This window comes from Pseudomonas sp. A25(2017) (assembly GCF_002001065.1).
Lineage (GTDB): Bacteria > Pseudomonadota > Gammaproteobacteria > Pseudomonadales > Pseudomonadaceae > Aquipseudomonas > Aquipseudomonas kilonensis.
Window position 1 is genome coordinate 1 of the sequence record NZ_MUOA01000121.1, and the last position, 24772, is coordinate 24772.

Consider the following 24772-nt stretch of genomic DNA (forward strand, 5'->3'; position numbering starts at 1 on the left):
GAGCGGGCTTGCTCGCGAAAGCGGTGGGTCAGCTTGCATCCATTTTGAATGGGCCGACGCCTTCGCGAGCAAGCCCGCTCCCACAGGTGAGATGTGTACGCCGGCCGAACTGTGGGAGCAAAGCTTGCTCGCGATGGGGCCAGTCCAAGTGCCACATTTCTTGCAGGCAAAAACCAAAAAGCCCCGCCATTCACATGGCAGGGCTTTTGTTTTTCAGCGCTCGGTCACTCAGACCATCGGGTCGCCAACATGCAGGATTTTCATCCCGTTGGTGCCGCCGATGGTGTGGTAGCTGTCGCCCTTGGTCAGGATGACCCAGTCGCCGGTCTGCACCACGCCGCGCTTGACCAGTTCATCCACCGCCGCCTGGCTGACTTCGCCCGGTTGCAGGGCGGCCGGGTCGAACGGCACGGTGTAGACACCACGGAACATCGACGCGCGCGCCTGGGTTTCGCGGTGCGGGGAGAACGCGTAGATCGGCACCGAGGAACGGATGCGCGACATGATCAGCGGCGTGTAGCCACTTTCGGTCAGGGCGATGATCGCCTTCACGCCCGGGAAGTGGTTGGCGGTGTACATCGTCGCCAGGGCGATGCTCTCGTCGCAGCGCTCGAAGGTCTTGCCGATGCGGTGGCTGGAGGTCTTGCTGGTCGGGTGCTTTTCAGCGCCGATGCAGATGCGTGCCATGGCCTGCACCGCTTCGAGCGGGTAGAGACCGGCGGCGCTTTCGGCCGAGAGCATCACGGCGTCGGTGTAGTCGAGTACGGCGTTGGCTACGTCGGACACTTCGGCGCGGGTCGGCATCGGGTTCTGGATCATCGACTCCATCATCTGGGTCGCGACGATCACCGCTTTGTTGTGGCGGCGTGCGTGCAGAATGATCTTCTTCTGGATGCCCACCAGCTCGGCGTCGCCGATTTCCACGCCCAGGTCACCACGGGCCACCATCACGGCGTCGGACGCCTTGATCAGGCCATCGAGGGTTTCGTCGTCGGCCACGGCTTCGGCGCGTTCGATCTTGGCCACCAGCCAGGCAGTACCGCCGGCTTCGTCGCGCAGTTGACGGGCGTATTCCATATCGGCGGCGTCACGTGGGAAGGACACGGCCAGGTAGTCGACTTCCATTTCCGCGGCCAGCTTGATGTCGGCCTTGTCTTTTTCGGTCAGGGCCGGTGCGGTCAGGCCACCGCCGCGACGGTTGATGCCTTTGTGGTCCGACAGCGGGCCGCCGATGGTCACGACGCAGTGCAGTTCAGTGGCGGTGGCGGTTTCGACGCGCATCACCACGCGACCGTCGTCGAGCAGCAGCTCGTCGCCCACGCCGCAGTCCTTGACCAGGTCCGGGTAGTCGATGCCGACCACTTGCTGGTTGCCTTCGGTCAGCGGATGGCTGGTGGAGAAGGTGAAGGCGTCACCGATCTTCAGCTCGATGCGCTTGTTGGCGAATTTGGCGATACGGATCTTCGGGCCTTGCAGGTCACCCAGCAGGGCAACGAAGCGGCCGTGCTTGGCGGCGAGGTCGCGCACCAGCTTGGCACGAGCCTTGTGCTCGTCGGGGGTACCGTGGGAGAAATTCAGGCGGGCAACGTCCAGGCCAGCCAGAATCAGCTGTTCGAGAACTTCCGGCGAATTACTGGCCGGGCCAAGGGTAGCGACGATTTTGGTGCGACGGACGGACATGCAAGACTCCTCAAGTTCAAGCGCCAGCGAAGGCTACTATGCTCTTTGGGTGTAGTCATTGTTCATATGCACTACTTTTTCGTTTGTTTTTCGAAATGAACATTCCTGAAAATTTTTGCGCCTTGGATGAGCTTTCAAGTACAGCTTGGTGGTGAGCTGGAATGATCTGTGGGAGCAAGGCTTGCTGGTGTGGTGGATGATCTGTGGGAGCATAGCTTGCTCGCGATGGCGATCTCGAGTGTGCCATCGCGGGCAAGCCTTGCTCCCACAGGTCTTCATTCACATCTCTGCTCCCCAGGCCATCATTCCCATCCAGTTCCCATGGCTCATCATTCCCCTTGCCAGAGGGACAGCGTCCGGTCCATTTTCAGGCTGAAGATTTTCCCAGCCAGGTCGATACAGAGCTCAAGACAGGAGAACCTCCCATGCGATTCGTGCTTTTTGTTGCCCTGGCCCTGAGCGTCACGGGCTGCACCCGTTGGTCGATGAACCATCACATGAACCTGGCCTACAAGGCCTATGAACGCGGCAATTGCGAGCAGGTCATGCTCGAACTGTCCCAGGTCGACCGCGCCAGCCGTGCCCGCCGCTATATGCAGCCGGAAGTCTCGATGCTGCGCGGCCAGTGCCTGGAACGGCAGAAGCTGTTTGTCGATGCGGCGCAGACCTACCAGTTCATCATCGTGCAATACCCTAACAGTGAATACGCCTTCCGCGCCCGCGCTCGGCTCGAGACCCTGCAGAGCCTGGGCCATTACCCGACCCGCAGCGCGTCGGCGATCCGCCCGTCGGCGTCCTGACAGGCTCACCAAGCCATTGGCCGGGGCGATCCCCGGCCACAAGCGCCTGGCGTGTTTTTGTTTATGAAAGGTTTGCGCAAGGACTGGCCGCCACACCACCTTGAGCTATATTTGTACAAATCGTCATTAGAGCTAAATCTCTAACTTCAAGCGGCACCTGTGACCGGCAGCACTAGGGCCTGAACGCTTGCGAGCGTCTGGCACCGGGATCGGGGAGAGCGAGCTGACGTGTGCTCGTTCCGAAGTATTAGGTTGCCCCGATTCGGGGTCGTTCAAAAAGCGATACAGGACATGTACAAAAAACGGCGAATCGAACGGCATCAGCTGCCGTGTTTCCTGAGAGTGTTCAATGGCGTCAACGGCAAGCCCATCGGTTTTTTGGGCAACGTTTCTGCAGATGGCCTGATGCTGATCAGCCATTTACCGTTGATGGTCGGCGCGGACTTTGACCTGCTCCTGAAAATCCCTGCCGATGAGGGACCGCAGCAGAACATTGTGCTCAGGGCCAATTGCCTGTGGTGCCGCGAAGACGTGACGCCGCAGCATTTCGACGCCGGTTTCAGCCTGAAATGGGCGCCGCCGGAGTACGGGCAACTGATCAGCGCGTTGCAGCAATATTTCAGTTTTTATCCGTTGCCGGAATCGGCCTGAGATCGGGCTATGGAATAACCAGCCTGGTTGATACCTCTGTGGGAGCAAAGCTCGCTCGCGATGGCGATTCCACGGACGCCATCGCGAGCAAGCTTTGCTCCCACAGGTTACTTAGAAACAGTCCAAAGCTTCAGCGCTGAACCTTCGCCTCGTTATCCAGCATCTTCTCCAGCAACAACACCCCCATCTCGCCCATCTGGTGAATCGCCAGGGCCAGGTTGCGCGGGGCGCCTTCCAGGTCTTCCGATAAATCCAGGATCAGCGTGCTCACCGAACAGAAGGTTTCGTAGGTGTGCGCGAGCATGCCTTCGGGGTCGGCGTCGGGGGCGACGATGAAGTAGTCCGGTTGTTTGTAAGGCTTTTTGTCGGGTTGGCCGTGGTTGGGCTTGAGGTAGTAGTCGAGGGCTCTTTGAGCGGCTTCGTCGAGCTTTTCGGGGTCGAGGGTTTCGTGGGGTGGATTTGGAGTTGGCTTAATCATATTTACTTTTCCATGATGGGGCTGCCACCCGGTTCGCGACTAAACGAAGGGTGGCGGCTGGACGCAGGTTAGTCGACCGGTGGAAAAGCGAAGCCCGGCGCGCCCGAGGGCGCCCTGCGCACAGCCACCATCAAGTACGGGGATAGGGAACCCGACTGGATGAAGCTTGTGCACATCACTTTTACCGCCGGGCGACTAAACCCGATCGCTGGATATCAGCGACGCGAATCAAGTTACGGGGCGACGTCAAAGCGCACAAGCCGGCGGATTCTGGCGGATCTGTAGTCCGTTGCGCAAGGCGTTGTAGTCAGCCGGAGTTTTGCTGGCTCGCTGTAGGACCTAGACGGTCCCGGCCTTTTTCCAGGCCAGGTATTGGGTCACCAGGTCCGCACCTAATTCACTAGGACGCGAATCCAGGGCCGGGACGCCGTGGGCGGCCAACTGCTTGTGCAGTTCGGCCCGGGCATTCAAATAATCCACCGTCCCGCAGTAGGCCAAGGCCTCGGGCAAGGTTTGCACCGGCGCCTGGCGCAACCGGTCGAGGGCCTCTTCCCGCAGGCTGGCCACCAGCACCCGATGCTGCTGGCCCAACCGTTTGACGGCCGCGAGCAGATCCGCGTCGTCCTCATCCCGCAGGTTGGTCACCAGCACCACCAGGGCCCGGCGTTTTTGCCGGGCCAACAGCTGGGTGACGGCGGCCTGGTAGTCGGCGGGGCGTTGGCTGCTGTCGAGGTCGTACACGGTGTTGAGCAGGACGTTGAGCTGGCCGGTGCCTTTGACCGGGGCGAGGTAGCGGGTCTGATCGCTGGCGAAGGTGTTCAGGCCCACGGCATCGCCCTGGCGCAGCGCGGTGTAGCTGAGCAGCAGGCAGGCGTTGAGGGCGTGGTCGAAGTGCGACAGCTCGCCGTCCTGGCTGCGCATGCGCCGGCCGCAGTCGAGCATGAAGATGATCTGTTGGTCGCGCTCGTCTTCGTATTCCCGGGCAATCGGCGTGCGATGGCGGGCCGTGGCCTTCCAGTCGATCTGGCGCAGGCTGTCGCCCTCGCGAAATTCGCGCAGTTGATGGAATTCCTGGCCCTGGCCGCGCCGTTGTCGCTGACGGATGCCGAGCTGGCTCAGCCAGTTGTCCACCGCCAGCAGTTGACCGTCGTAGAGCCTGGCGAAATCCGGGTAGACGCGGGTGTGGTCGACAGCGTCCAGCAGGCGTCTGTCGGTCCACAGGCCTAGCGGGCTTGGCAGGCTGGTTTCGCACCGGGCGAAGGTGAAGTGACCGCGCTTGAGCGGGCGCAGGCGGTAGCCGGCCTGGCTGCGCTGGCCGGGTTGCAGCTCGACCGACAGCGGCAGGTTTTCGAAGTCCAGGCCATCGGGTACATGGTCGAAGAGCTGCACGTGCAGCGGTTGGGCAAAGTCATGGCTGATGTCCAAGCGGATTTCACCCCAGCGACCCAGGGCCAGGCTGCCGGGCATCTGCCGTTGTACCCGCGGCGAGGGCAGGCGCCTGACGCGCACCGCGTCGAGCAGCGCCAGGGCCAGCAAGGCCAACAGCAGCGCCCAGTTGATCGACAGCAGCGTCGATGGCACCGCCATGCCCAAGGCCCGCAGCGCGCCGAGCACGATACTCACGGCCAGCAGCACGGCGAGCCAGGTCAGCAGCAGGCGCGAGGGTTTCATGGGTGCGTGCCCTTTAGAGGAGATGCAGAGCGGGCTTTTGTGGCGAGGGGATTTATCCCCGCTGGGCTGCGAAGCGGCCCTAAAGCCAGGCAACTCGGTGTGTCAGGCTGATTGAGCTGATGGTTTTGGGGCTGCTTCGCAGCCCAACGGGGATAAATCCCCTCGCCACAGATAAATCCCCTCGCCACGGAAGTCTCCTTTCCCTCAGTGAGTATGTTCATCACCCTACCGATGCTCACAACCGCGGCGCCGGCACTTGATCGAGCAGTTGCCCCAGCACCTGGTCCACCGACAGCCCTTCGATGTCCAGTTCCGGCGCCAGGCGCACGCGATGGCGCAGCACGGCCAGGGCGCAGCCCTTGATGTCATCCGGCACGACGAACTCGCCGCCGCGCAACAACGCCCGGGCCCGGGCGCAACGTACCAGCGCAATCGACGCGCGCGGGCCGGCGCCGAGGGTCAGGCCCGGCCAACTGCGGGTGGTGCGGGCCAGGCGTACGGCGTAATCGAGCACCTGGTCGTCCATCGGCAGGTCGCTGGCAATGCGTTGCAGTGCTTGCACGTCCTTGGCCTGCAACACCATGCGCAGCGGCTGCACGTCGAGCATGTCGGCGCGGGTCGAGCGGCTGACCTGGCGCACCATGTCCAGCTCCTGGTCGGCGTCCGGGTAGTCCATGCGCACCTTGAGCATGAAGCGGTCGAGCTCGGCTTCCGGCAGCGGGTAGGTGCCTTCCTGTTCGATGGGGTTCTGGGTGGCGAGGACCATGAACGGCTGGCTGATGGGCAGGGCGCGGCCTTCGAGGGTGACCTGGCGTTCCTGCATGGCTTCGAGCAGCGCGGCCTGGGTCTTGGCCGGTGCGCGGTTGATCTCGTCGGCCAGCAGCAGGTTGGTGAACACCGGGCCCTTGCGCAGCTTGAACTGCTCGGTCTGCAAGTCGTACACCGCGTGCCCGGTGACGTCGCTGGGCATCAGGTCGGGGGTGAACTGGATACGCGCGAACTCGCCGTTGAAACACCGGGCCAGGGCCCGCACCAGCAAGGTCTTGCCCAGCCCGGGAACGCCTTCGAGCAGCACGTGCCCGCCGGCGATCAGCGCGGTGAGCACATCGTCGATCACCGCGCTCTGGCCAACCACCGCTTTGCGCAGCTCGGTGCGGATGGCCTGGGCCAACTGACTGGCGCGCTGGCGCTGTTGGGCGGCGTGGGCCTGGCCGTCGACAGGTTCGTTCTGTTCAGTCATAAGGCATTCCTAAGGGTTTGCAAATGGGCAACCTGGCGGCAGAAATCGGCGCGGGACAGGCGCTGTTTCGGCCGTGGGCTCAAGGCCTGGCTGATGGCCCGCGTCGGTTGTCGGGTCAGGCGGGCGAGTACCTGCCATTGTTCGGCGACGGCCAGTTGTTCGAAGCCTGGGTGGAGATGACGTGCCCGGCGCAGCACGTCTTGTTGCAAGGCATGCAACAGGTACTCCTGGCCGTTGTGCCGCAGGTGGAAACCGGCGCCGGCCTGCACATGCTCTTCCAACTGACGCCGCGCCTTGGAGGCCGGTTGTTGCAGTGGGCCATGGCGCACCGCTGAACGCCAGAACCACAGGGCAATCAAGGCCAGCAGTGCCACCAATGCCTGGGGAAAATAGCGCAGCAGCAGGGTCAGCAGGTTGTCGTGGTCGGTGTTGAACAGCAGCGTGACGTCCGTGTCGGCGCTCAAATACCAGAGCAGCCAGGCGTTGTCGTACTGGTCGATCTTCTCGTTCTTCCACAGCTCGGCGTCGGTGATCACGGTGATCGAGCCGAGGCCGAGGTTCAATTGCATCATGTGGGTCGCCAGCGCGCTGTTGGCCCAGGCCTGGGCCAGGTCATGCGGGTCCTCGAGGTGGAAGTCGGTGTCGAAGCCGACATACGCCGGCGCCTCTTCGTCTTCCAGATAGAGTTTGGTCAGTTCCGGGTAACGGTCCTTGATCAGTTTGGGCGCCGGTTCCTTGAGGTCCTTGCTCAAGGATTGGCGCAGGCGCACGCGGTCGAGCAGCAGGTCGCCGCTGTTGCCGGTACTGTCGTCCCACAAGGCTTCGGCAACGAAAAGCAAGCGCCCGCCGGCCCGGGTCCAGTTCATCAACTGCTCGACTTCCCGTGGCGTCATGTGGGTTCGTTCGCCTAGCAACAGCAGGCTGTGCTGGCGAGGTTCCAGGGTGGGCAGCACACCCAGGCTGTTGGCGTGCTCGATGTTGATACCCTTCTGGCGCAGGAAAAGCTCGGCGGCCAGATAAGGATTGGCCTGGGCTTCAGGGGAGGGGCCGTGCTCGACGACCTCCTCATAGGGCACGGCCTTGGTGTAGAGGTAGAGACCGAATGCGCACACCAGCGCGGCCAGCACGGCGCCGATCAGCCATCCCGCGTGCCGGCTCATCGAGACGCCCCCGGACCGAACAGCGCGCGCCAGCCGTCACACAGTTCCTGTTGCAGGTGTGTCGGTGGGGGGCGATGCCCATAGGCAATGTTCTGCCAATGCAGGGTGAGGTTTTTGCTGAAGCCCAGCAGGTTGTCCTGCTTGAGCTGTTCGACGCGTTCCAGCACCTGACCTTCGGTGTCGGCCGGTTTCAAGGGGATCTTGAAGTCATGATGCAACCGGCTGAGCAGCGCCCGGTACAGCAGGCCCAGGGCTTCACGGGGTTGCGTGGCCCACAGTTGCTCGACGTTGGCCGCCACGTCGGCGGGCAGGCTCTCTTCGCGAATATCCAGGCCGAACATGCGCGCCGGTACGGCGCGTTCCACCGGCAGGCGCTGCGTCGGTCGGCGATTGGCCAGGGCCTTGAGTCGTTCACGGTAGCGCCAGGCCAGCCAGACGATCGCCGCCACCAGGCAGGCCCACAGCACCACCTGGATCAGTGCGGCGGCGATGTCGAAACGTTGGCTGCCGAGCCATTTGAACAGGTCCTTGAGCCAGCTCGGTTTGGCCTCGGTTTCGGTCTCGGACTCGGGGGATTCGGCCGTTTCTTCGCCGAAACGATAACGAATGACGGTCTCGGGGTTCTTGAACGGCGGGGCGTCGAGGATTGCCTTGATACCGTCCCGGGAGGCTTCGCTGGTGAGGGGCTGGTTGAGCAGTCGGGGGCTGTCGGGGCCGCTGCGGTCCTCATCGGCAAACGCCGGGGGCGCCAGCGGCAGCAGCATGAACACCAGCAGCATCAGCACCGGGGCCACGCCGCTCAGGCGTTGGCGCAGGCGTCGGAACACCAGCTCGATGTCCCACGCCTCGAGGATCGTGCGCCGGTTCAGGTAGAGGCTGAAGCCACAGGCGACATATATCGGCTCCCATAAGATCAGCAGCAGCGGATAGAGGAAGTTGACCAGGTGTTCGAACCACAACCAGTCGTGCTCGGCCGCTGACACCAGCGTCTCCCAATCCCATTGCAGTTCGACTTGTTGCGGCACGAACAGATAGAACAGGGCCATCAGGCCGAACCACAAGGCGGTTTCCAGGTGCACGCCGATGACGGTCAACCATTGCGCCGCGCCGCGGTTGCGTTGCTGCAATACCCGCAAGCGCTGCGTCCGGGCCTCACCGCTAAGCCCCTCGAGTTGCACCACCGGCATCAGGAAACTGCGGCTCAGGCTCAACCGGCGCCAGGTCAGGCTGGCCAGCAATTGCGGCTTGAGCAGCGCAGGCCACTGGCGCAACGCCTGCCGCAAGGTGGGGGTTTCGCCAAACAGTGCCTTGGACAGAATGTACAGCGGCAGCCGGTCGAAGGCCGGCTTCAACCACCAGAACAGCATCACCACCAGCGACGGTGACTCCCACAGCAGCAGGGTCAGCAACAGGTACACCGGCAACGTGATGATCGCCCAACTGGTCATCAGCAGGCGTCGATGCTGCTGACTCATCAACACGCCAAGGTCCATGGCTTCCCAGGTGGTGCGTGGGCGGATGACGACGGTGGCGTCACTCAGGCGCATGGCGGACCCGTCCGGCAAGCGACAGATAGCTGATCACCAACAGCCACAACAAGGCGCCTACCGTGTATTTGGTGGCGGGCGTCACGGCGCTGGAAGACCAGTAGGCCTCGATGAACGCGGCAATGAGCAGGAACAGCATCACGCCGCCGATCATCAGCACGCTTTTGCCCGCCGCGAGCCGCAAGGCCTCGCCTCGGGTCAGGCGTCCCGGCGCAATCAAGGCCCAGCCCAGTTGCAGGCCTGCGGCCCCGGCCAGGGCGATGGCGGTGAGTTCGAAGGCACCGTGGCCGATCACGAACGACCAGAACGTTCCCCCAGAGCCGATCTGGGTCAGGTGCCCGGCCACCGCGCCGATGGTCAGGCCATTGAAAAACAGGAAAAACGCGCTCCCCAGGCCAAACATCAAGCCACTGGCAAAGGTCTGAAAGGCAATGCCGATGTTGTGCATGATGTAGTAACCGAACATGACCCAGTCCTCGCTGGCGGCCCGCTCGACCGAGCGCCCCAGGTGCCCGGACGCCGGGTCATACATGCTGCGGATCTGGCTGATTTCGTCAGCGCCGAGCACGCTGTAGACCAGTTCCGGGAACAGATAGACCAGCAACCCAATGCCCACCAGGCTGCCCAGGAACATCAGGCTGGCGGCCAGCACGAATCGCCATTGTTCACGCACCAGTCGAGGAAAACCGGCCAGGATAAACGCCGAGAGACTGGCCGATGGCCGGCTGCGGTCCCGGTAGAGTTGCTGGTGACCGCGCAGCGCCAGTTGTTGCAGGGTGTCGACCAGCAAGCTGCTGTAGCCCCGGGCCTGGGCCAGTGCCAGGTGATGGCAAAGCCGTCGGTAGGTGGCAGGGAAGTCGCTGCTCTGGGGTACGCTGCGGCTGCGCTCCAGTTGGTCGAGTTGCCGGGTCAGGTGCTCCCATTCCCCCTGGTGACGGCTTTCGAACAGGCTTTGCTTCATGTTGGCCCCAGCAGGCCGCGGGCGACGCCATTGAGTTCGGCCGCGGCGTTTGGCACCTGGACGTTCAGTGGCGCGGCCAGGATGGCAGCCAGTTCGTTGACCCGCGCCTGGGACAGTTCTGTCTGGCGTTCGGCGAAGCCCAGCACGGCGCGTTGCTCATTCAGACTGAGGGTGAAAGGCGTGCGTATCGGCGGGGCCATCGGCAAGGCGGGGCGTTTGACCGGCTGTTCGCGATACACCACCAGCGTGCCGGCCGCGAGGTCGCCCAAGCGCTTGAACGCCGGATGCTGCAGGCAACTGATGGCCCCGAAGGTGTAGCCGAAGGGCAGCATGTCGACGAAACGCAGCAGGTTGCGGATCAACGACGCCGACCAGCCGATGGGCCGGCCATCGTCCTGCACCACGCGCAGCCCCATGATCTGCTTGCCGGGAGAGCGCCCCTGGTTGAGCACCTCGAACAGCACCATGTACCACCAACTGACGACAAACAGCAGGATGGACCCAAGGCCCATCCCCAGTTCGCCGAAAAACGCCAGGACCAGGAAGAAAAGCCCCAGGACCAGCCCGCGTATGCCCAGGTCGATGGCGAAGGCGATTGCACGCGGCATCAGTCCCGCCGGGCGCAGCGGCAGGTCGATGCCTTCGGGCGTTTCAACCTGATAGCGCGTGTCCAGGGGCGCGGGCAGCGTCGCGTTCCTTTGCAGTGCTGGTGTCTCGAGCATGGGCAACCTGTGATGGGCCAGACCGAACGTTCAATCTCGGCCCAGATGCTAGCAGTCTTCGTGCGGGCAAACGATAGAGCTGTGTGTGTCATTTCATGGTTTGTAACAGGATTGAGCGCGTGAACGTTGTCTGCATCATTCTGCGCCCCCTCAGTGTTCACAGATCCTTGTGGGAGCGGGCTTGCTCGCGAAGACGGCGGTACATTCAACATCGATGTCGCTGACCCACCGCTTTCGCGAGCAAGCCCGCTCCCACATGGGTTCTCGGGTGTTTACAGATCCAATATCCACCCCCGTGTCGGCATTCAAAAGTTACAGGACTGCTGGTCGCAGGCGGGTTCGAGCGCCTAGACTTCGCCAGTCTTCAGTTCAGGAACAGCCCGTGACTTCCATTTTCTGGTACGACTACGAAACCACTGGCATCAACCCGCGTTGCGACCGGCCCTTGCAGGTGGCGGGTATCCGTACCGATTTCGAACTCAATGAAATCGACGAACCGGTGAACCTGTATTGCCAGCCCAGCGATGACATCCTGCCGCATCCGGCGGCCAGTGCGATTACCGGTATCACGCCGACATGCCTGGCCGAAAAAGGCTTGAGCGAAGCCGATTTCATGACCCGCGTCCACGGCCACCTGGCCGCGCCCGGTACCTGTGGCGCCGGCTACAACACCCTGCGCTTCGACGATGAAATGACCCGCTACAGCCTCTATCGGAATTTCTTCGACCCGTACGCGCGGGAATGGCAGGGCGGCAACAGTCGCTGGGATTTGATCGACCTGGTGCGCGCGGCCTATGCGCTGCGCCCGCAAGGCATTGTCTGGCCGCAAGAGGACGGTCGCGTGACCCTCAAGCTCGAGCGCCTGACCGCCGCCAATGGCATCGACCATGGCCAGGCCCACGATGCGTTGTCGGACGTGCGCGCGACCATCGCCCTGGCCCGGTTGATCCGTCAGCAGCAGCCCCGGCTCTACGACTGGCTGTTCCAGTTGCGCAGCAAACAGAAGGTGATGGACCAGATCCGTCTGTTGCAGCCCATGGTGCATATTTCCGGTCGCTTCTCGGCGGCGCGCAACTACATCGGTGTGGTCTTGCCGCTGGCCTGGCACCCGAAAAACCGCAACGCCCTGATCGTCTGCGACCTGCATCTGGACCCCCAGGGCCTGCTGGACGACGATGCCGAAAGCCTGCGCCAGCGTTTGTATACCCGCCGTGAAGAATTGCTCGAAGGTGAGTTGCCGGTGCCGCTCAAGCTTATCCATATCAACAAATGCCCGGTGATCGCGCCATTGTCGGTGCTGCGTGCCGAGGACCAGCAGCGACTGGAACTGGACATGGAGGGCTATCAGCAGCGGGCATTGCGGCTAACTGACGCACAGAAAGTTTGGCAAGATAAACTTCAGGCTATTTATGGGCGCGAGGATTTCACCGCCAGCGAGGATCCCGAACAACAGTTATACGCGGGCTTCCTGGGGGATCGCGATCGACGTTTATGTGAACAAGTGCGCATGGCTGACCCCGCGCAATTGGCTCAAGAGCGCTGGCCTTTCGATGATGAGCGTTTGCCAGAACTATTGTTCCGATATCGCGCGCGCAACTTTCCAGACACGTTGAGTCCTGAAGAGCAGGCGCGTTGGAGACTTTTCTGTCAACAACGGCTGTCATCCCCGGAGTGGGGGGCGCCTAATACCTTGGAAAGTTTTGATGCGGCGATGGGAGAGTGGATGGCTCTGTCTACACCCGTGCAGCAAGAAGTACTCAGGGAGTGGCAGGGCTACAGCCAGCAATTGCGCAAACGTTTAAGCCTTGAGCCGTGATGAAGTAAAAAGATGACAGGCATAAAAAACGCCAGCAATCGCTGGCGTTTTTTTGTTCGCTAAGAACGGTGCGAACCGGTGAGGCTTAGCCCAGCAGGGTTGCCCAGCCTTCAACCACGTCACCGCCCCACTTGGCTTTCCACTCTTTCAGAGTCTTGTGGTTGCCACCTTTGGTTTCGATGACTTCGCCGTTGTGCGGGTTCTTGTATTGCTTAACTTTGCGAGCGCGTTTGGTGCCGGTAGTTTTCACGGCGCCACGTGGTGCTTTGCTCGACTTGGCTTCTGGATCCAGCAGGGCAATGATGTCGCGCAGCGACTTGGAGTATTCGCCCATCAGAGTGCGCAGTTTGCCTTCGAATTCAAGCTCGGTTTGCAGTTTGTCGTCTTGGGACAGGTTTTTCAGGCGAGCTTGCAGTTCTTTGATGGCTTCTTCTGTGGCGCGGTATTCATTGATCAAGGACATGTGGACTACCTTATGTAGGACGCGGGTGACAAGGACACAGTGCGGCAATAGTAATCAGACAGTTTCATCAAGTAAACATTTAACCGGTGTTTTATTTAATTAATTAGTGCTGTGCCACAAAAACGCCTGTTGCAGTTAAATGCCGCGACAGAGTCTTCACATCTTTTCACACATATAGCCTGCTTCCCCAGGCCACGCAGATCGCAGCGATAGGCCGTCGCGGAGGGTTTGGCGTGTCATCGATACTGCAGTTTTGCCGCGCAATGGCTAGAATGGCCGCCTTTGCGAAGTTCTGGAGTTTCCCTAATGCGCACTTTTCGTCTGGTGATTGCTTGCCCGGACCGCGTCGGCATCGTTGCTAAAGTCAGTAACTTTCTGGCGTCCCATAACGGCTGGATCACCGAAGCAAGCCATCACTCGGACAATCAAAGTGGTTGGTTTTTCATGCGTCACGAGATTCGTGCCGACTCGCTGCCCTTCGGTATCGAAGCCTTCCGTGAAGCATTCGCCCCCATTGCCGAAGAGTTCTCGATGGACTGGCGAATCACCGACACCGCGCAGAAAAAACGCGTGGTGCTGATGGCCAGTCGTGAGTCCCACTGCCTGGCCGACCTGTTGCACCGCTGGCACAGCGATGAGCTCGATTGCGACATCGCCTGTGTGATTTCCAACCATGACGACTTGCGCAGCATGGTGGAATGGCACGGCATCCCGTACTACCACGTACCCGTCAACGCGCAAGACAAGCAGCCGGCGTTCGCCGAAGTCTCGCGGCTGGTCAAGCAGCACGATGCCGAGGTGGTGGTGCTGGCCCGCTACATGCAGATCCTGCCGCCGGCCTTGTGCCGCGAATACGCCCATAAAGTCATCAACATCCACCACAGTTTCCTGCCGTCGTTCGTCGGTGCCAAGCCGTACCACCAGGCGTCGATGCGTGGTGTGAAGCTGATTGGCGCCACCTGTCACTACGTGACCGAAGAGCTGGATGCCGGCCCGATCATCGAGCAGGACGTGGTGCGCGTCAGCCACAGCGACAGCATCGAAGACATGGTGCGTTTCGGCCGTGACGTAGAGAAGATGGTGTTGGCCCGGGGCCTGCGTTATCACCTGGAAGACCGGGTGCTGGTGCACGGCAACAAGACCGTGGTGTTCTGACTGCACTGCAAAGGGCCTGGACGAGCGATCGCCAGGCCTTTTTTCTGAAGAGCAATGATGTCCCTGTGGCGAGGGGATTTATCCCCGTTGGGCTGCGAAGCGGCCCCAATCCAGGCAACCCGGTATGCCAGATTGAGCTCGCCGCTTTAGGGTTGCTCCGCAACCCAACGGGGATAAATCCCCTCGCCACAGGAACTCATACAGTTCAAGGGAGACGCTCGCGCCATGACCGATCCATTGGACAAAGCCACCTCCAAGGCGCCGGCGACCCTGGGCGAGGGCTGCCTCAGCCGCTATGACCCAGATGCGTTGGGCCCGGAGGACGGCACTGAGTTTCCCGATGCCGCCCAATTGTGGGAGCAACTGCATCCCCAGGACGAGCCCGAACAGAAGCCGTGATACGTCAGGCCTGCCTGAGCCTGATCAGTTTCTTGAGCAACGGTCGCCCGACCATCAGGAAGAATACCGGCCCGCCGGCCACCAGATAAAAGTAATAGGTCACCGCCCGCCAGATCAGGATCGCCGCCGCTGCGGTGGATTTGCCCACCATGGGTGCCAGCAGCGCCGCCGACGTCAATTCGGCCGCCCCGGCGCCGCCCGGCAGCAGGCTGAACTGTCCCGCACTCAGGGACAGCATCTGGATCAGGAAACTCCAGGCCCACTGCAAATCCGCCCCCAGTCCCCTCAATGCCAGGTACAACACGCTGTAGCGCAGCGCCCAATGCAGGCAGGTCAGGCCGAAGACCTGGAACAGCGTCTGTCGCGGCAACTTCAAGGTGTCGGTGAACGCCGCCAGAAAGCTCAGGATCTTGCGCGCCCAGCGTCGACGGGTGACGGTTTTTACGCGCAGGTGGCGCAGCAGTCGAGCACCCAGCAGAATCAATCTGCGGTGATACCGGGCCACCAGCACGCAGCCGAACAACCCGCCAAACAATGAAATCGCGCTTAACGCCAGCATCCATTCCATGCGCTGGCTGAGGTTCTGGAACAGCGCGTAAAACAGAATACCCACCAAGGCGCAGAGGAAGAACAGCAAGTCGCTCAACTGATCCATGGCAAACACCGCGCTGCCATGGGCCGGGCGCACGCCGTTGCGCGCCAGCAGGGCCATCAGCGTCAGCGGGCCGCCACTGCCACCGGGCGTCGCGCACATGGCGAACTCGGTGGACATCACCACGCCGATGCTTTTCAGCCCGCCGATGCGCCCACGGTGCTCCCCCAGCAGCAGGCGCAAGCGCACGGAGTTCAAGCCCCAGCACAGCACGATCATGCCGAGCATGGCCAGCAGTAGCGACAACGGAAAGCGCTGCACCCGCGACCACATTTCCCCGCCGCCGACCAGCAGCGGCACCAGTAGCGCCGTGAGCAGGGCGGCACCCAGCCAGATCAGCCGTTTCATGCGGCGCTGCTGACCCGCAGCCCCTGGGTCGCCAGCCAGTCGACTTTGGTCATGGGTATGCGACCGTCGTTGAGCAGGCGTTCGAGGGTGCGCAGCCAATAGTCCCGGGAAAAGGCATGGCGCATGTCCACCGGGTGCAGGCCCAGGCGAATCACCGGGGCCTGGCGCCAGCGCTGTTCGCGTTGGTCGCTGATGACTTTCGACAGGCCACGGCGCCAGGCGCTGCGGGCACTCCAGACCAGCCCCGGCGCATCGATGGCGGTGAAGTCAGGCAGGCGATAAAGGTGTTGGGTGTCACTGGTGTAGCTCAGCGGCAACTGGCGCAAGGCCTGGCGCGTGCCTTCGCTCATCAGCCAGGCCGGGGCGACGAAACCCTCCAGTGGCCAGTGGTAGCGTTCAAAGGTTTCGATACCGGCGCGCAGGCGGGCGAGGGCGGCGGCCTCGGACAGGTTGTAGAACTCCCCCTCATGGGTATAGACCCGGCGCATGAACCACTCCTTGGGGTGGCGGGCGGCAGGGCCGTCGTCGCAATGGTAGTAGCCATGCAACACCAGTTCGTCGCCGCGCTCGACCCGGCTGTCGAGCAGGCGTCGAAAGCCGGGGTCAGCCTCCAAGGCATTGTTGCGGTGAAAGTCCGGCACCACCAACCAGGTCATCGGCACCTGGCCGAGGGCGTCAACGGCTTCGACGAAGGGCTGGTAGTCGGGCCAGGTTTGCGGTGCCACGTCATGCAGCACCAGGAGCACGCTAGTGTCCTGTATCACAAATACTGTTCCTTTTTGACGGTGTCTGTTGTCGTCATGCTGCGTTGCCGCTCCTCGCCATAGCGGGCTATGACTCGTCGCGGCGCCTTGCCTGACGACAACAGCCACTCGCCAAGAAAGAAACGTATTTGCGAAACAGGACACTGGGCGAATGATTCATCGACACGGACCTCGCCTCAACCATTGGCCAGCAGTGGCATCTGCCCGCCGAGCACGGCGTAGTAGTGCCCCAGCAAGCTGTTGACCACGGTATCCCAGGCGTAATGCTGCTCCACATGCTGGCGCGCCAGCACACCACGGCGCTGGCAGCCTTCGGCAAACAGTTGCCGCACGGCATTGGCCATGGCCTGTGGATTGTTGGGTGTGCACAGCAGGCCGCAGTTTTCATCGACGATTTCAGTGAAAGCCCCGGCCGCCACTGCCACGACCGGAATACCGCTGGCCATGGCTTCGAGAATCACCAGGCCGAAGGTCTCCTGGTCGCCAGCGTGCAGCAGGGCATCGGCGCTGGCCATGAGCCGGGCGACTTGTGGCGCCGGGCAGAATTCATCGACCACCGTGACGTTGTCCGGCACCACGGCGGGCATCGACGAGCCCACCAACAATAAGTGGTAGCGCTCGCCCAGGCGCTTCATGCACTTGAGCAGCACCGGCAGGTTTTTTTCCTTGGAGCCGCGCCCGGCGAAAATCAGCAGGCGCGTGTCTTCGGCGATGCCCAGCTCGGCGCGCAGCTCCGGGTCGCGGGCGGCCGGGTTGAAGGTTTGCAGGTCGACGCCCAACGGTTGCACGAAGACGTTCTTGACCCCCAACCCGGTCAGTTTGTCGGCCATGACCTGGCTCGGCGCCAGGACCCGGTCGAAATTGCCGTACAACTTGCTGACATAAGCTTCGATGTTGGGGGTGAACCAGTTGCCCATGCGGTTGCTGACCAGCAGTGGCAGGTCGGAGTGATAGAAACCGATGACGGGGACGTCGAGCTGGCGACGGGCATCCAGCGCGGCCCAGGCCGTGAGGTAGGGATCGCCGACTTCAATCAGATCGGGCTGTAGATCGCGCAGGACATTGCGCCAGGGGGCCAGGCGAAGGGGGAAGCGGTAGCCCTTGCCGAATGGCAGTGCTGGGGCTGGAACCTTGTAGACTCCGTCATGCACGCTCAAATGCGCGCCGGGAATCAGCAGGCTGTGGCGAATACCGGGCCGATCGCCCAGGCGCCGGTGCTTGGCATCCAGATAAGTGCGCACGCCTCCGCTGGCGGGGGCGTAGAACATGGTTATGTCCGCTATATGCACGATGAACGTCCCTCCGGTCAGTGTTCTCCTGTGTTGACCTTTAGTAAGAATAGATGTTCGGTTGGGGTTGTGGTGACGTAGCGGTCATGCAGATTCCTGTGGCGAGGGGATTTATCCCCGCTGGGCCGCGAAGCGGCCCCAAACCATGCAACTCGGTGTGCCAGGATGATGGAGTACGCTGCTTTAGGGCTGCTGCGCAGCCCAGCGGGGATAAATCCCCTCGCCACATAGGTCCGGCCAAATACAGTGTTGACTGTGCATTCAAGCCTTAATGCGCCAGACATGCTTTTATATAAGCGTGCAAAATGGCGTCATATCGCAAACACCACGGGTGACCACATGCCTGACTCATCGCAACTCATTATCGGCGCCGACCTTAGCGGCCAGCCCATCGCCCAGGCCATGCGCCTGGCGAATCGTCATGGTCTGGTGGCGGGCGCCACCGGTACCGGCAAGACCGTCACCTTGCAGCGCCTGGCCGAAATGTTCAGCGATGCCGGCGTGGCGGTGTTCGCGGCGGACATCAAGGGTGACCTGTGCGGCCTCGGCGCGGCCGGCAACCCCCAAGGCAAGATCGCCGAGCGTATCGCCGGCATGCCTTGGCTCAACCACAAGCCCCAGGCTTATCCGGTGACCTTGTGGGATATCCACGGCCAGTCCGGTCATCCACTGCGCACCACCTTGAGTGAAATGGGTCCGTTGTTGATCGGCAGCCTGCTGGAACTGACGGACAGCCAGCAGTCGGCGCTCTACGCCGCGTTCAAGGTGGCCGACCGCGAAGGCTTGTTACTGCTGGACCTCAAGGACCTGAAAGCGCTGCTCAACCATCTCAAGGACAACCCTGAGTTGCTGGGGGACGACGCGGCGCTGATGACCACGGGCTCCAGCCAGGCGTTGTTGCGACGCTTGTCCACTTTGGAACAGCAGGGTGCGGATGCGTTGTTCGGCGAGCCGGCCTTGCAGCTCGAAGACATCCTGCAACCGGCCAGCGATGGCCGTGGCCGCATCCACTTGCTCGACGCCAGCCGCCTGGTCCACGAAGCGCCGAAGGTCTACGCGACATTCCTGTTGTGGCTGCTGGCCGAGCTGTTCGAGCAGTTGCCTGAGCGCGGTGATGCGGACAAGCCGTTGCTGGCGCTGTTCTTCGATGAGGCGCACCTGCTCTTTGCCGGGACGCCCAAGGCCTTGCAGGAGCGCCTGGAGCAAGTGGTGCGGCTGATCCGTTCCAAGGGCGTCGGGGTGTATTTCGTGACCCAGTCGCCGGGCGACTTGCCGGACGACGTGCTGGCGCAGTTGGGCTTGCGCATCCAGCACGGGTTGCGGGCCTTTACGGCCAAGGAGCAGAAATCCCTGCGGGCGGTGGCTGACGGTTTCCGGCCCAACCCGCAATTCGATGCCCTGGCGGTGCTGACCGAACTGGGCATCGGTGAAGCCCTGGTGGGCACCTTGCAGGAAAAAGGCACGCCGGAAGTGGTCCAGCGCGTGCTGGTGGCGCCACCGCAATCGCGCATCGGGCCGCTGAGCGAGGCCGAACGCGCCGGGTTGATCGCTAGTTCGCCGTTGCAAGGACGCTATGACAAACCCATTGATCGTGAATCAGCCTATGAAGTGCTGATGGGCCGCAAAGGGCTGGAACCGCAGGCCGAAGAGGCGCCGGGCAAGCCGACGGCGGAAGAACCGAGCTTCACCGAAAAGGCCGGCGAGTTCCTCGGCACCGCGGCCGGCCAGGCGCTTAAATCGGCGATGCGCCAGGCGGCCAATCAGTTGGGCCGGCAATTGGTGCGTGGGTTGATGGGGTCGTTGCTGGGGGGCAGCAAGCGCCGGTAGTCAGGACCGAGTCGCCCCTTTCGCGAGCAAGCCCGCTCCCACAGTAGATTTTTGCCAGACACAGAATGTGTGCCCGCTGCAGATCCACTGTGGGAGCGGGCTTGCTCGCGAAGACGGTTTAGCAGGCGAAAAATAGGCTGGCTGATCTGCCGCCATCGCGAGCAGGCTCGCTCCCACAGTGGGTTTCTGCCAGACACAAAATTTGTGTTCGCCTAGATCCACTGTGGGAGCGGGCTTGCTCGCGAAAGCGATTCAACAGGCGCCGAAAATCTCAATCCTTGGGCCGCGCATGCGCCGCCAACCGCTCCAGCGCCGCCCGCAGGTTGGGATCGCTGATGCCATCCGCCGTGGCTTGAATGGTCGCGGCGGCGTCGGTGGACAAATCCAGCGTGTGCCCCTTGGCGCCGACCTGGACGGTGGGCGGTTGTACCTTGAACAGGATCCGCGTCAGGTTGGCGAATTCTTCGAACGCCTGGAGTTGGCGCAGCAGGCGTTTTTGCTGGTAGCGCAGGCGTGTGGCCCAGTGGCCGTCGGTGACGATCAGCAGCAGGCTGCCTTCGCGCCAGGACGCCACGTGGCAATGTTCGCGCGCGGCCGGTTGCAATTGGCTGTCGAGCAGGCGTTGCAAGTGACCCAGGCGTTTGGCGTGGCCGAAGATGGCTTTCAGCGGCTTGGCTTCGCGCAGCAGAACGGCGGGCGCCTTGGCTGGAAGAGGGCGAAAGGCCATGAATGAATACCGCAAGTGACAGAGGCACCATGGTAGCAGAAAGCACCGGATGCGCCTCGACCCTCTCGCCCAGTGGCTTTTAGCTGCACAATCAATAAGTAACTTCTGCGCTTTGTGGGTTGAAGTTCGCGCAAAAGCCCTTATTTTAAGCAAGCCCCGTCACAGCGCTGTGCCAGCATCGTGGAATAACGCCACTTTCCTCTCCATCGTTTCCGGGTAGAATGCTCGTTCGCATGCGGCCATGAGGGCTGCACGGGCGACTCACGGGGCCGCCCTCCATCCCTTTAGTGTGGAAGATCCTGCCGATATGTTTGCGCCTTTGTTAAAGAAACTTTTTGGAAGCAAGAACGAGCGTGAAGTCAAACGCATGCTCAAGACGGTACAGACTGTCAATGCCTTCGAAGAGCAAATGGTGGCCCTTTCGGACGATCAGTTACGCGCCAAGACTGCCGAATTCAAGGACCGCATCGCCAAGGGGGAAACCCTTGACCAACTCCTGCCCGAAGCCTTTGCGGTCGCCCGTGAAGCCGGCAAGCGGGTCATGGGCATGCGCCACTTCGACGTCCAGTTGATCGGCGGCATGACCTTGCACGAAGGCAAGATCGCCGAAATGCGTACCGGTGAGGGCAAGACCCTCGTGGCGACCCTGGGTGTCTACCTCAACGCGCTGTCCGGCAAGGGCGTGCATGTGGTGACGGTCAACGACTACCTGGCCCGCCGCGACGCCAACTGGATGCGCCCGCTCTACGAATTCCTCGGCCTGAGCGTCGGCGTCGTCACGCCGTTCCAGCCGCCGGAAGAGAAGCGCGCCGCCTACGCCGCCGACATCACCTACGGCACCAACAACGAATTCGGTTTCGACTACCTGCGCGACAACATGGCGTTCAGCATGGAAGAAAAATTCCAGCGTGAACTCAACTTTGCCGTGATCGACGAAGTCGACTCCATCCTCATCGACGAAGCCCGTACCCCGCTGATCATTTCCGGTCAGGCCGAGGACAGCTCCAAGCTGTACATCGAGATCAACAAGCTGATCCCGCAGCTCAAGTTGCACGTCGAGGAAGTCGAAGGCGAAGTGACCCAGGCCGGGCACTACACCGTTGACGAGAAGACCCGTCAGGTCGAGCTCAACGAAGCGGGTCACCAGTTTGTCGAGGAAATGCTCACCCGTATCGGTTTGCTGGCCGAAGGCGAGAGCCTGTACTCGGCCCATAACCTGGGCCTTTTGACCCACGTCTATGCCGGCCTGCGTGCCCACAAGCTGTTCCATCGCAACGTTGAATACATCGTGCAGGACGGCCAGGTCGTGCTGGTGGACGAACACACCGGTCGTACCATGCCGGGCCGTCGCCTGTCCGAAGGCCTGCACCAGGCCATCGAAGCCAAGGAAGGCCTGAACATCCAGGCCGAGAGCCAGACCCTGGCCTCCACCACCTTCCAGAACTACTTCCGCCTGTACAACAAGCTGTCCGGCATGACCGGTACCGCGGACACCGAAGCGTTCGAATTCCACCAGATCTACGGCCTGCAAGTGATGGTGATTCCACCGAACAAGCCGCTGGCCCGTAAAGACTATAACGACCTGGTGTTCCTGACCGCCGATGAGAAATACGCGGCGATCATCAACGACATCAAGGAATGCATGGCCCAGGGCCGTCCGATCCTGGTGGGTACCGCCACCATCGAGACCTCCGAGCACATGTCCGCCCTGCTCAACAAGGAAGGCATCGAGCACAAGGTCCTCAACGCCAAGTTCCACGAGAAGGAAGCCGAGATCATCGCCCAGGCCGGTCGCCCGGGTGCGCTGACCATCGCCACCAACATGGCCGGTCGTGGTACCGACATCCTGTTGGGCGGCAACTGGGAAGTGGAAGTCGCCAGCCTGGAAAACCCTACGCCTGAGCAGATCGCGCAGATCAAGGCCGACTGGCAGAAGCGTCACCAGCAGGTACTCGAGTCCGGCGGTTTGCAGGTGATCGCTTCCGAGCGTCACGAATCGCGTCGTATCGACAACCAGTTGCGTGGTCGTGCCGGTCGCCAGGGCGACGCCGGTTCCAGCCGTTTCTACCTGTCCCTGGAAGACAGCCTGATGCGCATCTTCGCCTCTGACCGGGTGAAGAACTTCATGAAGGCCCTGGGCATGCAGCCAGGCGAGGCGATCGAGCACCGCATGGTGACCAACGCCATCGAGAAAGCCCAGCGCAAGGTCGAAGGCCGCAACTTCGATATCCGCAAGCAACTGCTGGAGTTCGACGACGTCAACAACGAACAGCGTAAAGTGATCTATCACATGCGTAACAGTTTGTTGGCCGCCGACAACATTGGCGAAACCATCGCCGATTTCCGCCAGGACGTGCTCAACGCCACTGTCAGCGCCCATATCCCGCCGCAGTCGCTGCCGGAACAGTGGGACGTCGCCGGCCTGGAAGCCGCCTTGCAGAGCGACTTCGGCGTGGCATTGCCGATCCAGCAATGGCTCGACGAAGACGATCACCTGTACGAAGAAACCCTGCGCGAGAAACTGCTGGCCGAACTGATCGCTGCCTACAACGAGAAGGAAGACCAGGCGGGCGCCGAGGCGCTGCGCTCCTTCGAGAAGCAGATTGTGTTGCGAGTACTGGACGACCTGTGGAAAGACCACCTGTCGACCATGGACCACCTGCGTCACGGTATCCATTTGCGTGGTTACGCCCAGAAGAACCCGAAGCAGGAGTACAAGCGCGAGTCCTTCACGCTGTTCTCCGAATTGCTCGATTCGATCAAGCGCGACTCGATCCGTGTGCTGTCCCACGTTCAGGTTCGCCGCGAAGACCCGGCCGAAGAAGAAGCTCGCCTGCGTCAGGAAGCCGAAGCCCTGGCTGCCCGCATGCAGTTCGAACACGCCGAGGCCCCGGGCCTGGAAGTGGTCGCCGAAGAGGGCGTCGATGTGGATGTCGCCCTGGCGACCGCACCGGTGCGCAACGAGCAGAAGCTGGGCCGTAACGAACTGTGCTATTGCGGTTCGGGCAAGAAATACAAGCATTGCCACGGGCAGATCCAATAAACCCGTTCCAACGCTGAACCACCCGCGCCGCGACCGGATTCTATCCGTCGCGGCGTTTTGCCATTTTCAATCGCCGTCCCGATGAGGACGGCGTCGATAGACATCTCATTTAGGAGCGCATTCATGGCTGTTGGTCTTGGTCCGTTGCCAACGTTGCACCCGGTTGCCGGTTTTGAACTCGGTATTGCTTCGGCGGGCATCAAGCGCCCCGGGCGCAAGGATGTCGTGGTCATGCGTTGCGCCGAAGGCTCGACGGTGGCTGGCGTGTTCACCCTCAACGCCTTCTGTGCCGCTCCAGTCATCCTGGCCAAGCAACGCGTGCAGGGGCCGGTGCGTTACCTGTTGACCAACACCGGTAACGCCAACGCCGGCACCGGTGCGCCAGGTTTGGCCGCCGCCGAGCGCACCTGCGCCAAGCTGGCGGAACTGACCGGCGTTGACGCCAGCCAGGTGCTGCCGTATTCCACCGGCGTGATCGGCGAACCGCTGCCGGTCGAGAAGATCGAAGGCGCGCTGCAAGCCGCCCTTGATGACCTGTCGGAGAACAACTGGGCTGCGGCCGCCACCGGCATCATGACCACTGACACTTTGCCCAAGGGCGCGAGCCGCCAGTTCGAGCACGATGGCGTGACCATCACCGTCACCGGTATCAGCAAAGGCGCCGGCATGATCCGTCCGAACATGGCGACCATGCTCGGCTACATCGCCACCGACGCCAAAGTCTCGCGCCAGGTGCTGCAAGACCTGATGCTCGACGGTGCCAACAAGTCGTTCAACCGCATCACCATCGACGGTGATACCTCCACCAACGATTGCTGCATGCTGATCGCCACTGGCCAGGCCAACCTGCCGGAGATTACCGAGGCCAGCGGCGCGCTGTTCGCCGCCCTCAAGCAGGCGGTGTTCGAAGTGTGCATGGAAGTGGCCCAGGCTATCGTGCGTGACGGCGAAGGCGCGACCAAGTTCGTGACCGTGCAGGTCAATGGCGGTGGCAATCACCAGGAATGCCTGGATGTCGGCTACACCGTGGCCCACTCGCCGCTGATCAAGACCGCGCTGTTCGCCTCCGACCCGAACTGGGGCCGCATCCTCGCCGCCGTGGGCCGTGCCGGCGTGCCTGAGCTGGACGTGAGCAAGATCGACGTGTTCCTCGGCGAAGTTTGCATCGCCAGCCAAGGTGCTCGTGCTGCGACCTACACCGAAGCCCAGGGCGCGGCGGTCATGCAACAGGAAGAAATCACCATCCGTATCGAGCTGGGACGGGGTGATTGCAGCGAAACCATCTGGACCACCGATCTGTCCCACGAGTACGTCAAGATCAACGCTGAGTACCGGACTTAATCCGCTCGGGACCGAGTCGCTCCTATCGCGAGCAGGCT

General features: G+C 62.0%; 22 protein-coding genes. 8 read left to right on the forward strand and 14 right to left on the reverse strand.

Annotated elements, in window-relative coordinates; all coding sequences use genetic code 11:
• Positions 1–228: 228 nt before the first annotated feature.
• Positions 229–1680 carry a pyruvate kinase gene (pyk, locus tag B0E42_RS27290; protein ID WP_018605630.1) on the reverse strand — a complete coding sequence of 484 codons (1452 nt, stop codon included), beginning with the start codon at positions 1678–1680 and terminating at the stop codon, positions 229–231.
• Between the two features lie 55 nt (positions 1681–1735).
• Positions 1736–1963, reverse strand: coding sequence for a hypothetical protein (locus tag B0E42_RS30880; protein WP_139213011.1), 228 nt, complete (start codon positions 1961–1963; stop codon positions 1736–1738).
• Between the two features lie 142 nt (positions 1964–2105).
• Here B0E42_RS30880 and B0E42_RS27295 point away from each other — a divergent pair, with 142 nt between their 5' ends.
• Both B0E42_RS27295 and B0E42_RS27300 read left to right on the forward strand, forming a co-directional pair.
• Positions 2106–2480, forward strand: coding sequence for a tol-pal system YbgF family protein (locus tag B0E42_RS27295; RefSeq protein ID WP_018605632.1), 375 nt, complete (start codon positions 2106–2108; stop codon positions 2478–2480).
• A 291-nt stretch (positions 2481–2771) separates the two neighbouring features.
• Positions 2772–3131, forward strand: a complete 360-nt coding sequence (locus B0E42_RS27300) for a PilZ domain-containing protein (protein WP_018605633.1) — start codon at positions 2772–2774, stop codon at positions 3129–3131.
• A gap of 130 nt (positions 3132–3261) precedes the next feature.
• Here the strand turns inward: B0E42_RS27300 and B0E42_RS27305 are convergent, their stop codons facing one another.
• From B0E42_RS27305 to B0E42_RS27335, 7 genes are all read right to left on the reverse strand, one after another.
• Positions 3262–3609 carry a DUF6124 family protein gene (locus B0E42_RS27305; protein ID WP_046062649.1) on the reverse strand — a complete coding sequence of 116 codons (348 nt, stop codon included), beginning with the start codon at positions 3607–3609 and terminating at the stop codon, positions 3262–3264.
• A gap of 339 nt (positions 3610–3948) precedes the next feature.
• Positions 3949–5280 carry a DUF58 domain-containing protein gene (locus tag B0E42_RS27310; protein ID WP_077508507.1) on the reverse strand — a complete coding sequence of 444 codons (1332 nt, stop codon included), beginning with the start codon at positions 5278–5280 and terminating at the stop codon, positions 3949–3951.
• 235 nt (positions 5281–5515) lie between these two features.
• Positions 5516–6520, reverse strand: a complete 1005-nt coding sequence (locus B0E42_RS27315; RefSeq protein ID WP_077508509.1) for a MoxR family ATPase — start codon at positions 6518–6520, stop codon at positions 5516–5518.
• Positions 6517–7680 (reverse strand): DUF4350 domain-containing protein, encoded by a 1164-nt coding sequence (locus tag B0E42_RS27320; protein WP_077508511.1) that lies wholly within the window; start codon positions 7678–7680, stop codon positions 6517–6519. Before B0E42_RS27320 ends, B0E42_RS27315 begins: the two co-directional genes overlap by 4 nt.
• The gene (locus B0E42_RS27325; protein ID WP_077508513.1) at positions 7677–9227 is read right to left on the reverse strand and encodes a DUF4129 domain-containing protein; all 1551 of its coding nucleotides are present in this window, start codon (positions 9225–9227) and stop codon (positions 7677–7679) included. The genes B0E42_RS27320 and B0E42_RS27325 overlap by 4 nt, the downstream gene beginning before the upstream one ends.
• A complete protein-coding gene (locus B0E42_RS27330; protein ID WP_024617548.1) occupies positions 9214–10188 on the reverse strand; it encodes a stage II sporulation protein M in 975 nt (324 codons plus the stop codon). Before B0E42_RS27330 ends, B0E42_RS27325 begins: the two co-directional genes overlap by 14 nt.
• The gene (locus tag B0E42_RS27335; protein WP_077508515.1) at positions 10185–10910 is read right to left on the reverse strand and encodes an RDD family protein; all 726 of its coding nucleotides are present in this window, start codon (positions 10908–10910) and stop codon (positions 10185–10187) included. Before B0E42_RS27335 ends, B0E42_RS27330 begins: the two co-directional genes overlap by 4 nt.
• Before the next feature lie 382 nt (positions 10911–11292).
• Between B0E42_RS27335 and sbcB the strand changes: the two genes are divergently transcribed.
• Complete coding sequence (gene sbcB, locus B0E42_RS27340) at positions 11293–12726, forward strand: exodeoxyribonuclease I (protein WP_077508517.1); 1434 nt, start codon at positions 11293–11295, stop codon at positions 12724–12726.
• 85 nt (positions 12727–12811) lie between these two features.
• On the opposite strand, the gene mvaT is transcribed toward sbcB, so the two are convergent.
• Positions 12812–13189: a histone-like nucleoid-structuring protein MvaT gene (gene mvaT, locus B0E42_RS27345; RefSeq protein ID WP_003205091.1), complete on the reverse strand. Its 378-nt coding sequence runs from the start codon at positions 13187–13189 to the stop codon at positions 12812–12814.
• Positions 13190–13495: 306 nt separating this feature from the next.
• Here mvaT and purU point away from each other — a divergent pair, with 306 nt between their 5' ends.
• Both purU and B0E42_RS31235 read left to right on the forward strand, forming a co-directional pair.
• Positions 13496–14344: a formyltetrahydrofolate deformylase gene (gene purU, locus B0E42_RS27350; protein WP_018614294.1), complete on the forward strand. Its 849-nt coding sequence runs from the start codon at positions 13496–13498 to the stop codon at positions 14342–14344.
• A 225-nt stretch (positions 14345–14569) separates the two neighbouring features.
• Positions 14570–14743, forward strand: a complete 174-nt coding sequence (locus tag B0E42_RS31235) for a hypothetical protein (protein WP_003205087.1) — start codon at positions 14570–14572, stop codon at positions 14741–14743.
• A 4-nt stretch (positions 14744–14747) separates the two neighbouring features.
• Here the strand turns inward: B0E42_RS31235 and B0E42_RS27355 are convergent, their stop codons facing one another.
• The 3 genes from B0E42_RS27355 to B0E42_RS27365 all read right to left on the reverse strand — a co-directional run bounded on the left by B0E42_RS27355 (position 14748) and on the right by B0E42_RS27365 (position 17775).
• The gene (locus B0E42_RS27355) at positions 14748–15743 is read right to left on the reverse strand and encodes a lysylphosphatidylglycerol synthase transmembrane domain-containing protein (RefSeq protein WP_077508519.1); all 996 of its coding nucleotides are present in this window, start codon (positions 15741–15743) and stop codon (positions 14748–14750) included.
• Positions 15740–16504, reverse strand: coding sequence for a DUF2334 domain-containing protein (locus tag B0E42_RS27360; protein ID WP_077508622.1), 765 nt, complete (start codon positions 16502–16504; stop codon positions 15740–15742). The genes B0E42_RS27355 and B0E42_RS27360 overlap by 4 nt, the downstream gene beginning before the upstream one ends.
• Before the next feature lie 179 nt (positions 16505–16683).
• Complete coding sequence (locus B0E42_RS27365; RefSeq protein WP_077508521.1) at positions 16684–17775, reverse strand: glycosyltransferase family 1 protein; 1092 nt, start codon at positions 17773–17775, stop codon at positions 16684–16686.
• Between the two features lie 360 nt (positions 17776–18135).
• Here B0E42_RS27365 and B0E42_RS27370 point away from each other — a divergent pair, with 360 nt between their 5' ends.
• Positions 18136–19623, forward strand: a complete 1488-nt coding sequence (locus B0E42_RS27370; protein WP_024619387.1) for a helicase HerA-like domain-containing protein — start codon at positions 18136–18138, stop codon at positions 19621–19623.
• A 271-nt stretch (positions 19624–19894) separates the two neighbouring features.
• Here B0E42_RS27370 and B0E42_RS27375 read toward each other — a convergent pair whose 3' ends face one another.
• Positions 19895–20350 (reverse strand): DUF721 domain-containing protein, encoded by a 456-nt coding sequence (locus B0E42_RS27375; protein WP_018614283.1) that lies wholly within the window; start codon positions 20348–20350, stop codon positions 19895–19897.
• A gap of 307 nt (positions 20351–20657) precedes the next feature.
• Between B0E42_RS27375 and secA the strand changes: the two genes are divergently transcribed.
• Both secA and argJ read left to right on the forward strand, forming a co-directional pair.
• A complete protein-coding gene (secA, locus tag B0E42_RS27380) occupies positions 20658–23393 on the forward strand; it encodes a preprotein translocase subunit SecA (RefSeq protein WP_018614282.1) in 2736 nt (911 codons plus the stop codon).
• A 123-nt stretch (positions 23394–23516) separates the two neighbouring features.
• A complete protein-coding gene (gene argJ, locus B0E42_RS27385; protein ID WP_053181341.1) occupies positions 23517–24734 on the forward strand; it encodes a bifunctional glutamate N-acetyltransferase/amino-acid acetyltransferase ArgJ in 1218 nt (405 codons plus the stop codon).
• The last annotated feature ends 38 nt before the right edge of the window (positions 24735–24772 follow it).

Excerpts from the sequence above, each read along its gene's own strand:
- mvaT (WP_003205091.1), bottom strand. The coding sequence starts at position 13,189 with ATGTCCTTGATCAATGAATACCGCGCCACAGAAGAAGCCATCAAAGAA.
- pyk (WP_018605630.1), bottom strand. The coding sequence starts at position 1,680 with ATGTCCGTCCGTCGCACCAAAATCGTCGCTACCCTTGGCCCGGCCAGT.
- B0E42_RS27295 (WP_018605632.1), top strand. The coding sequence starts at position 2,106 with ATGCGATTCGTGCTTTTTGTTGCCCTGGCCCTGAGCGTCACGGGCTGC.
- B0E42_RS27355 (WP_077508519.1), bottom strand. The coding sequence starts at position 15,743 with ATGAAACGGCTGATCTGGCTGGGTGCCGCCCTGCTCACGGCGCTACTG.
- B0E42_RS27300 (WP_018605633.1), top strand. The coding sequence starts at position 2,772 with ATGTACAAAAAACGGCGAATCGAACGGCATCAGCTGCCGTGTTTCCTG.
- purU (WP_018614294.1), top strand. The coding sequence starts at position 13,496 with ATGCGCACTTTTCGTCTGGTGATTGCTTGCCCGGACCGCGTCGGCATC.
- B0E42_RS27325 (WP_077508513.1), bottom strand. The coding sequence starts at position 9,227 with ATGCGCCTGAGTGACGCCACCGTCGTCATCCGCCCACGCACCACCTGG.
- B0E42_RS27305 (WP_046062649.1), bottom strand. The coding sequence starts at position 3,609 with ATGATTAAGCCAACTCCAAATCCACCCCACGAAACCCTCGACCCCGAA.
- B0E42_RS27335 (WP_077508515.1), bottom strand. The coding sequence starts at position 10,910 with ATGCTCGAGACACCAGCACTGCAAAGGAACGCGACGCTGCCCGCGCCC.
- B0E42_RS27365 (WP_077508521.1), bottom strand. The coding sequence starts at position 17,775 with ATGTTCTACGCCCCCGCCAGCGGAGGCGTGCGCACTTATCTGGATGCC.
- B0E42_RS31235 (WP_003205087.1), top strand. The coding sequence starts at position 14,570 with ATGACCGATCCATTGGACAAAGCCACCTCCAAGGCGCCGGCGACCCTG.
- B0E42_RS27330 (WP_024617548.1), bottom strand. The coding sequence starts at position 10,188 with ATGAAGCAAAGCCTGTTCGAAAGCCGTCACCAGGGGGAATGGGAGCAC.
- B0E42_RS27375 (WP_018614283.1), bottom strand. The coding sequence starts at position 20,350 with ATGGCCTTTCGCCCTCTTCCAGCCAAGGCGCCCGCCGTTCTGCTGCGC.
- argJ (WP_053181341.1), top strand. The coding sequence starts at position 23,517 with ATGGCTGTTGGTCTTGGTCCGTTGCCAACGTTGCACCCGGTTGCCGGT.
- B0E42_RS27320 (WP_077508511.1), bottom strand. The coding sequence starts at position 7,680 with ATGAGCCGGCACGCGGGATGGCTGATCGGCGCCGTGCTGGCCGCGCTG.
- secA (WP_018614282.1), top strand. The coding sequence starts at position 20,658 with ATGTTTGCGCCTTTGTTAAAGAAACTTTTTGGAAGCAAGAACGAGCGT.
- B0E42_RS27370 (WP_024619387.1), top strand. The coding sequence starts at position 18,136 with ATGCCTGACTCATCGCAACTCATTATCGGCGCCGACCTTAGCGGCCAG.
- B0E42_RS27315 (WP_077508509.1), bottom strand. The coding sequence starts at position 6,520 with ATGACTGAACAGAACGAACCTGTCGACGGCCAGGCCCACGCCGCCCAA.
- B0E42_RS27310 (WP_077508507.1), bottom strand. The coding sequence starts at position 5,280 with ATGAAACCCTCGCGCCTGCTGCTGACCTGGCTCGCCGTGCTGCTGGCC.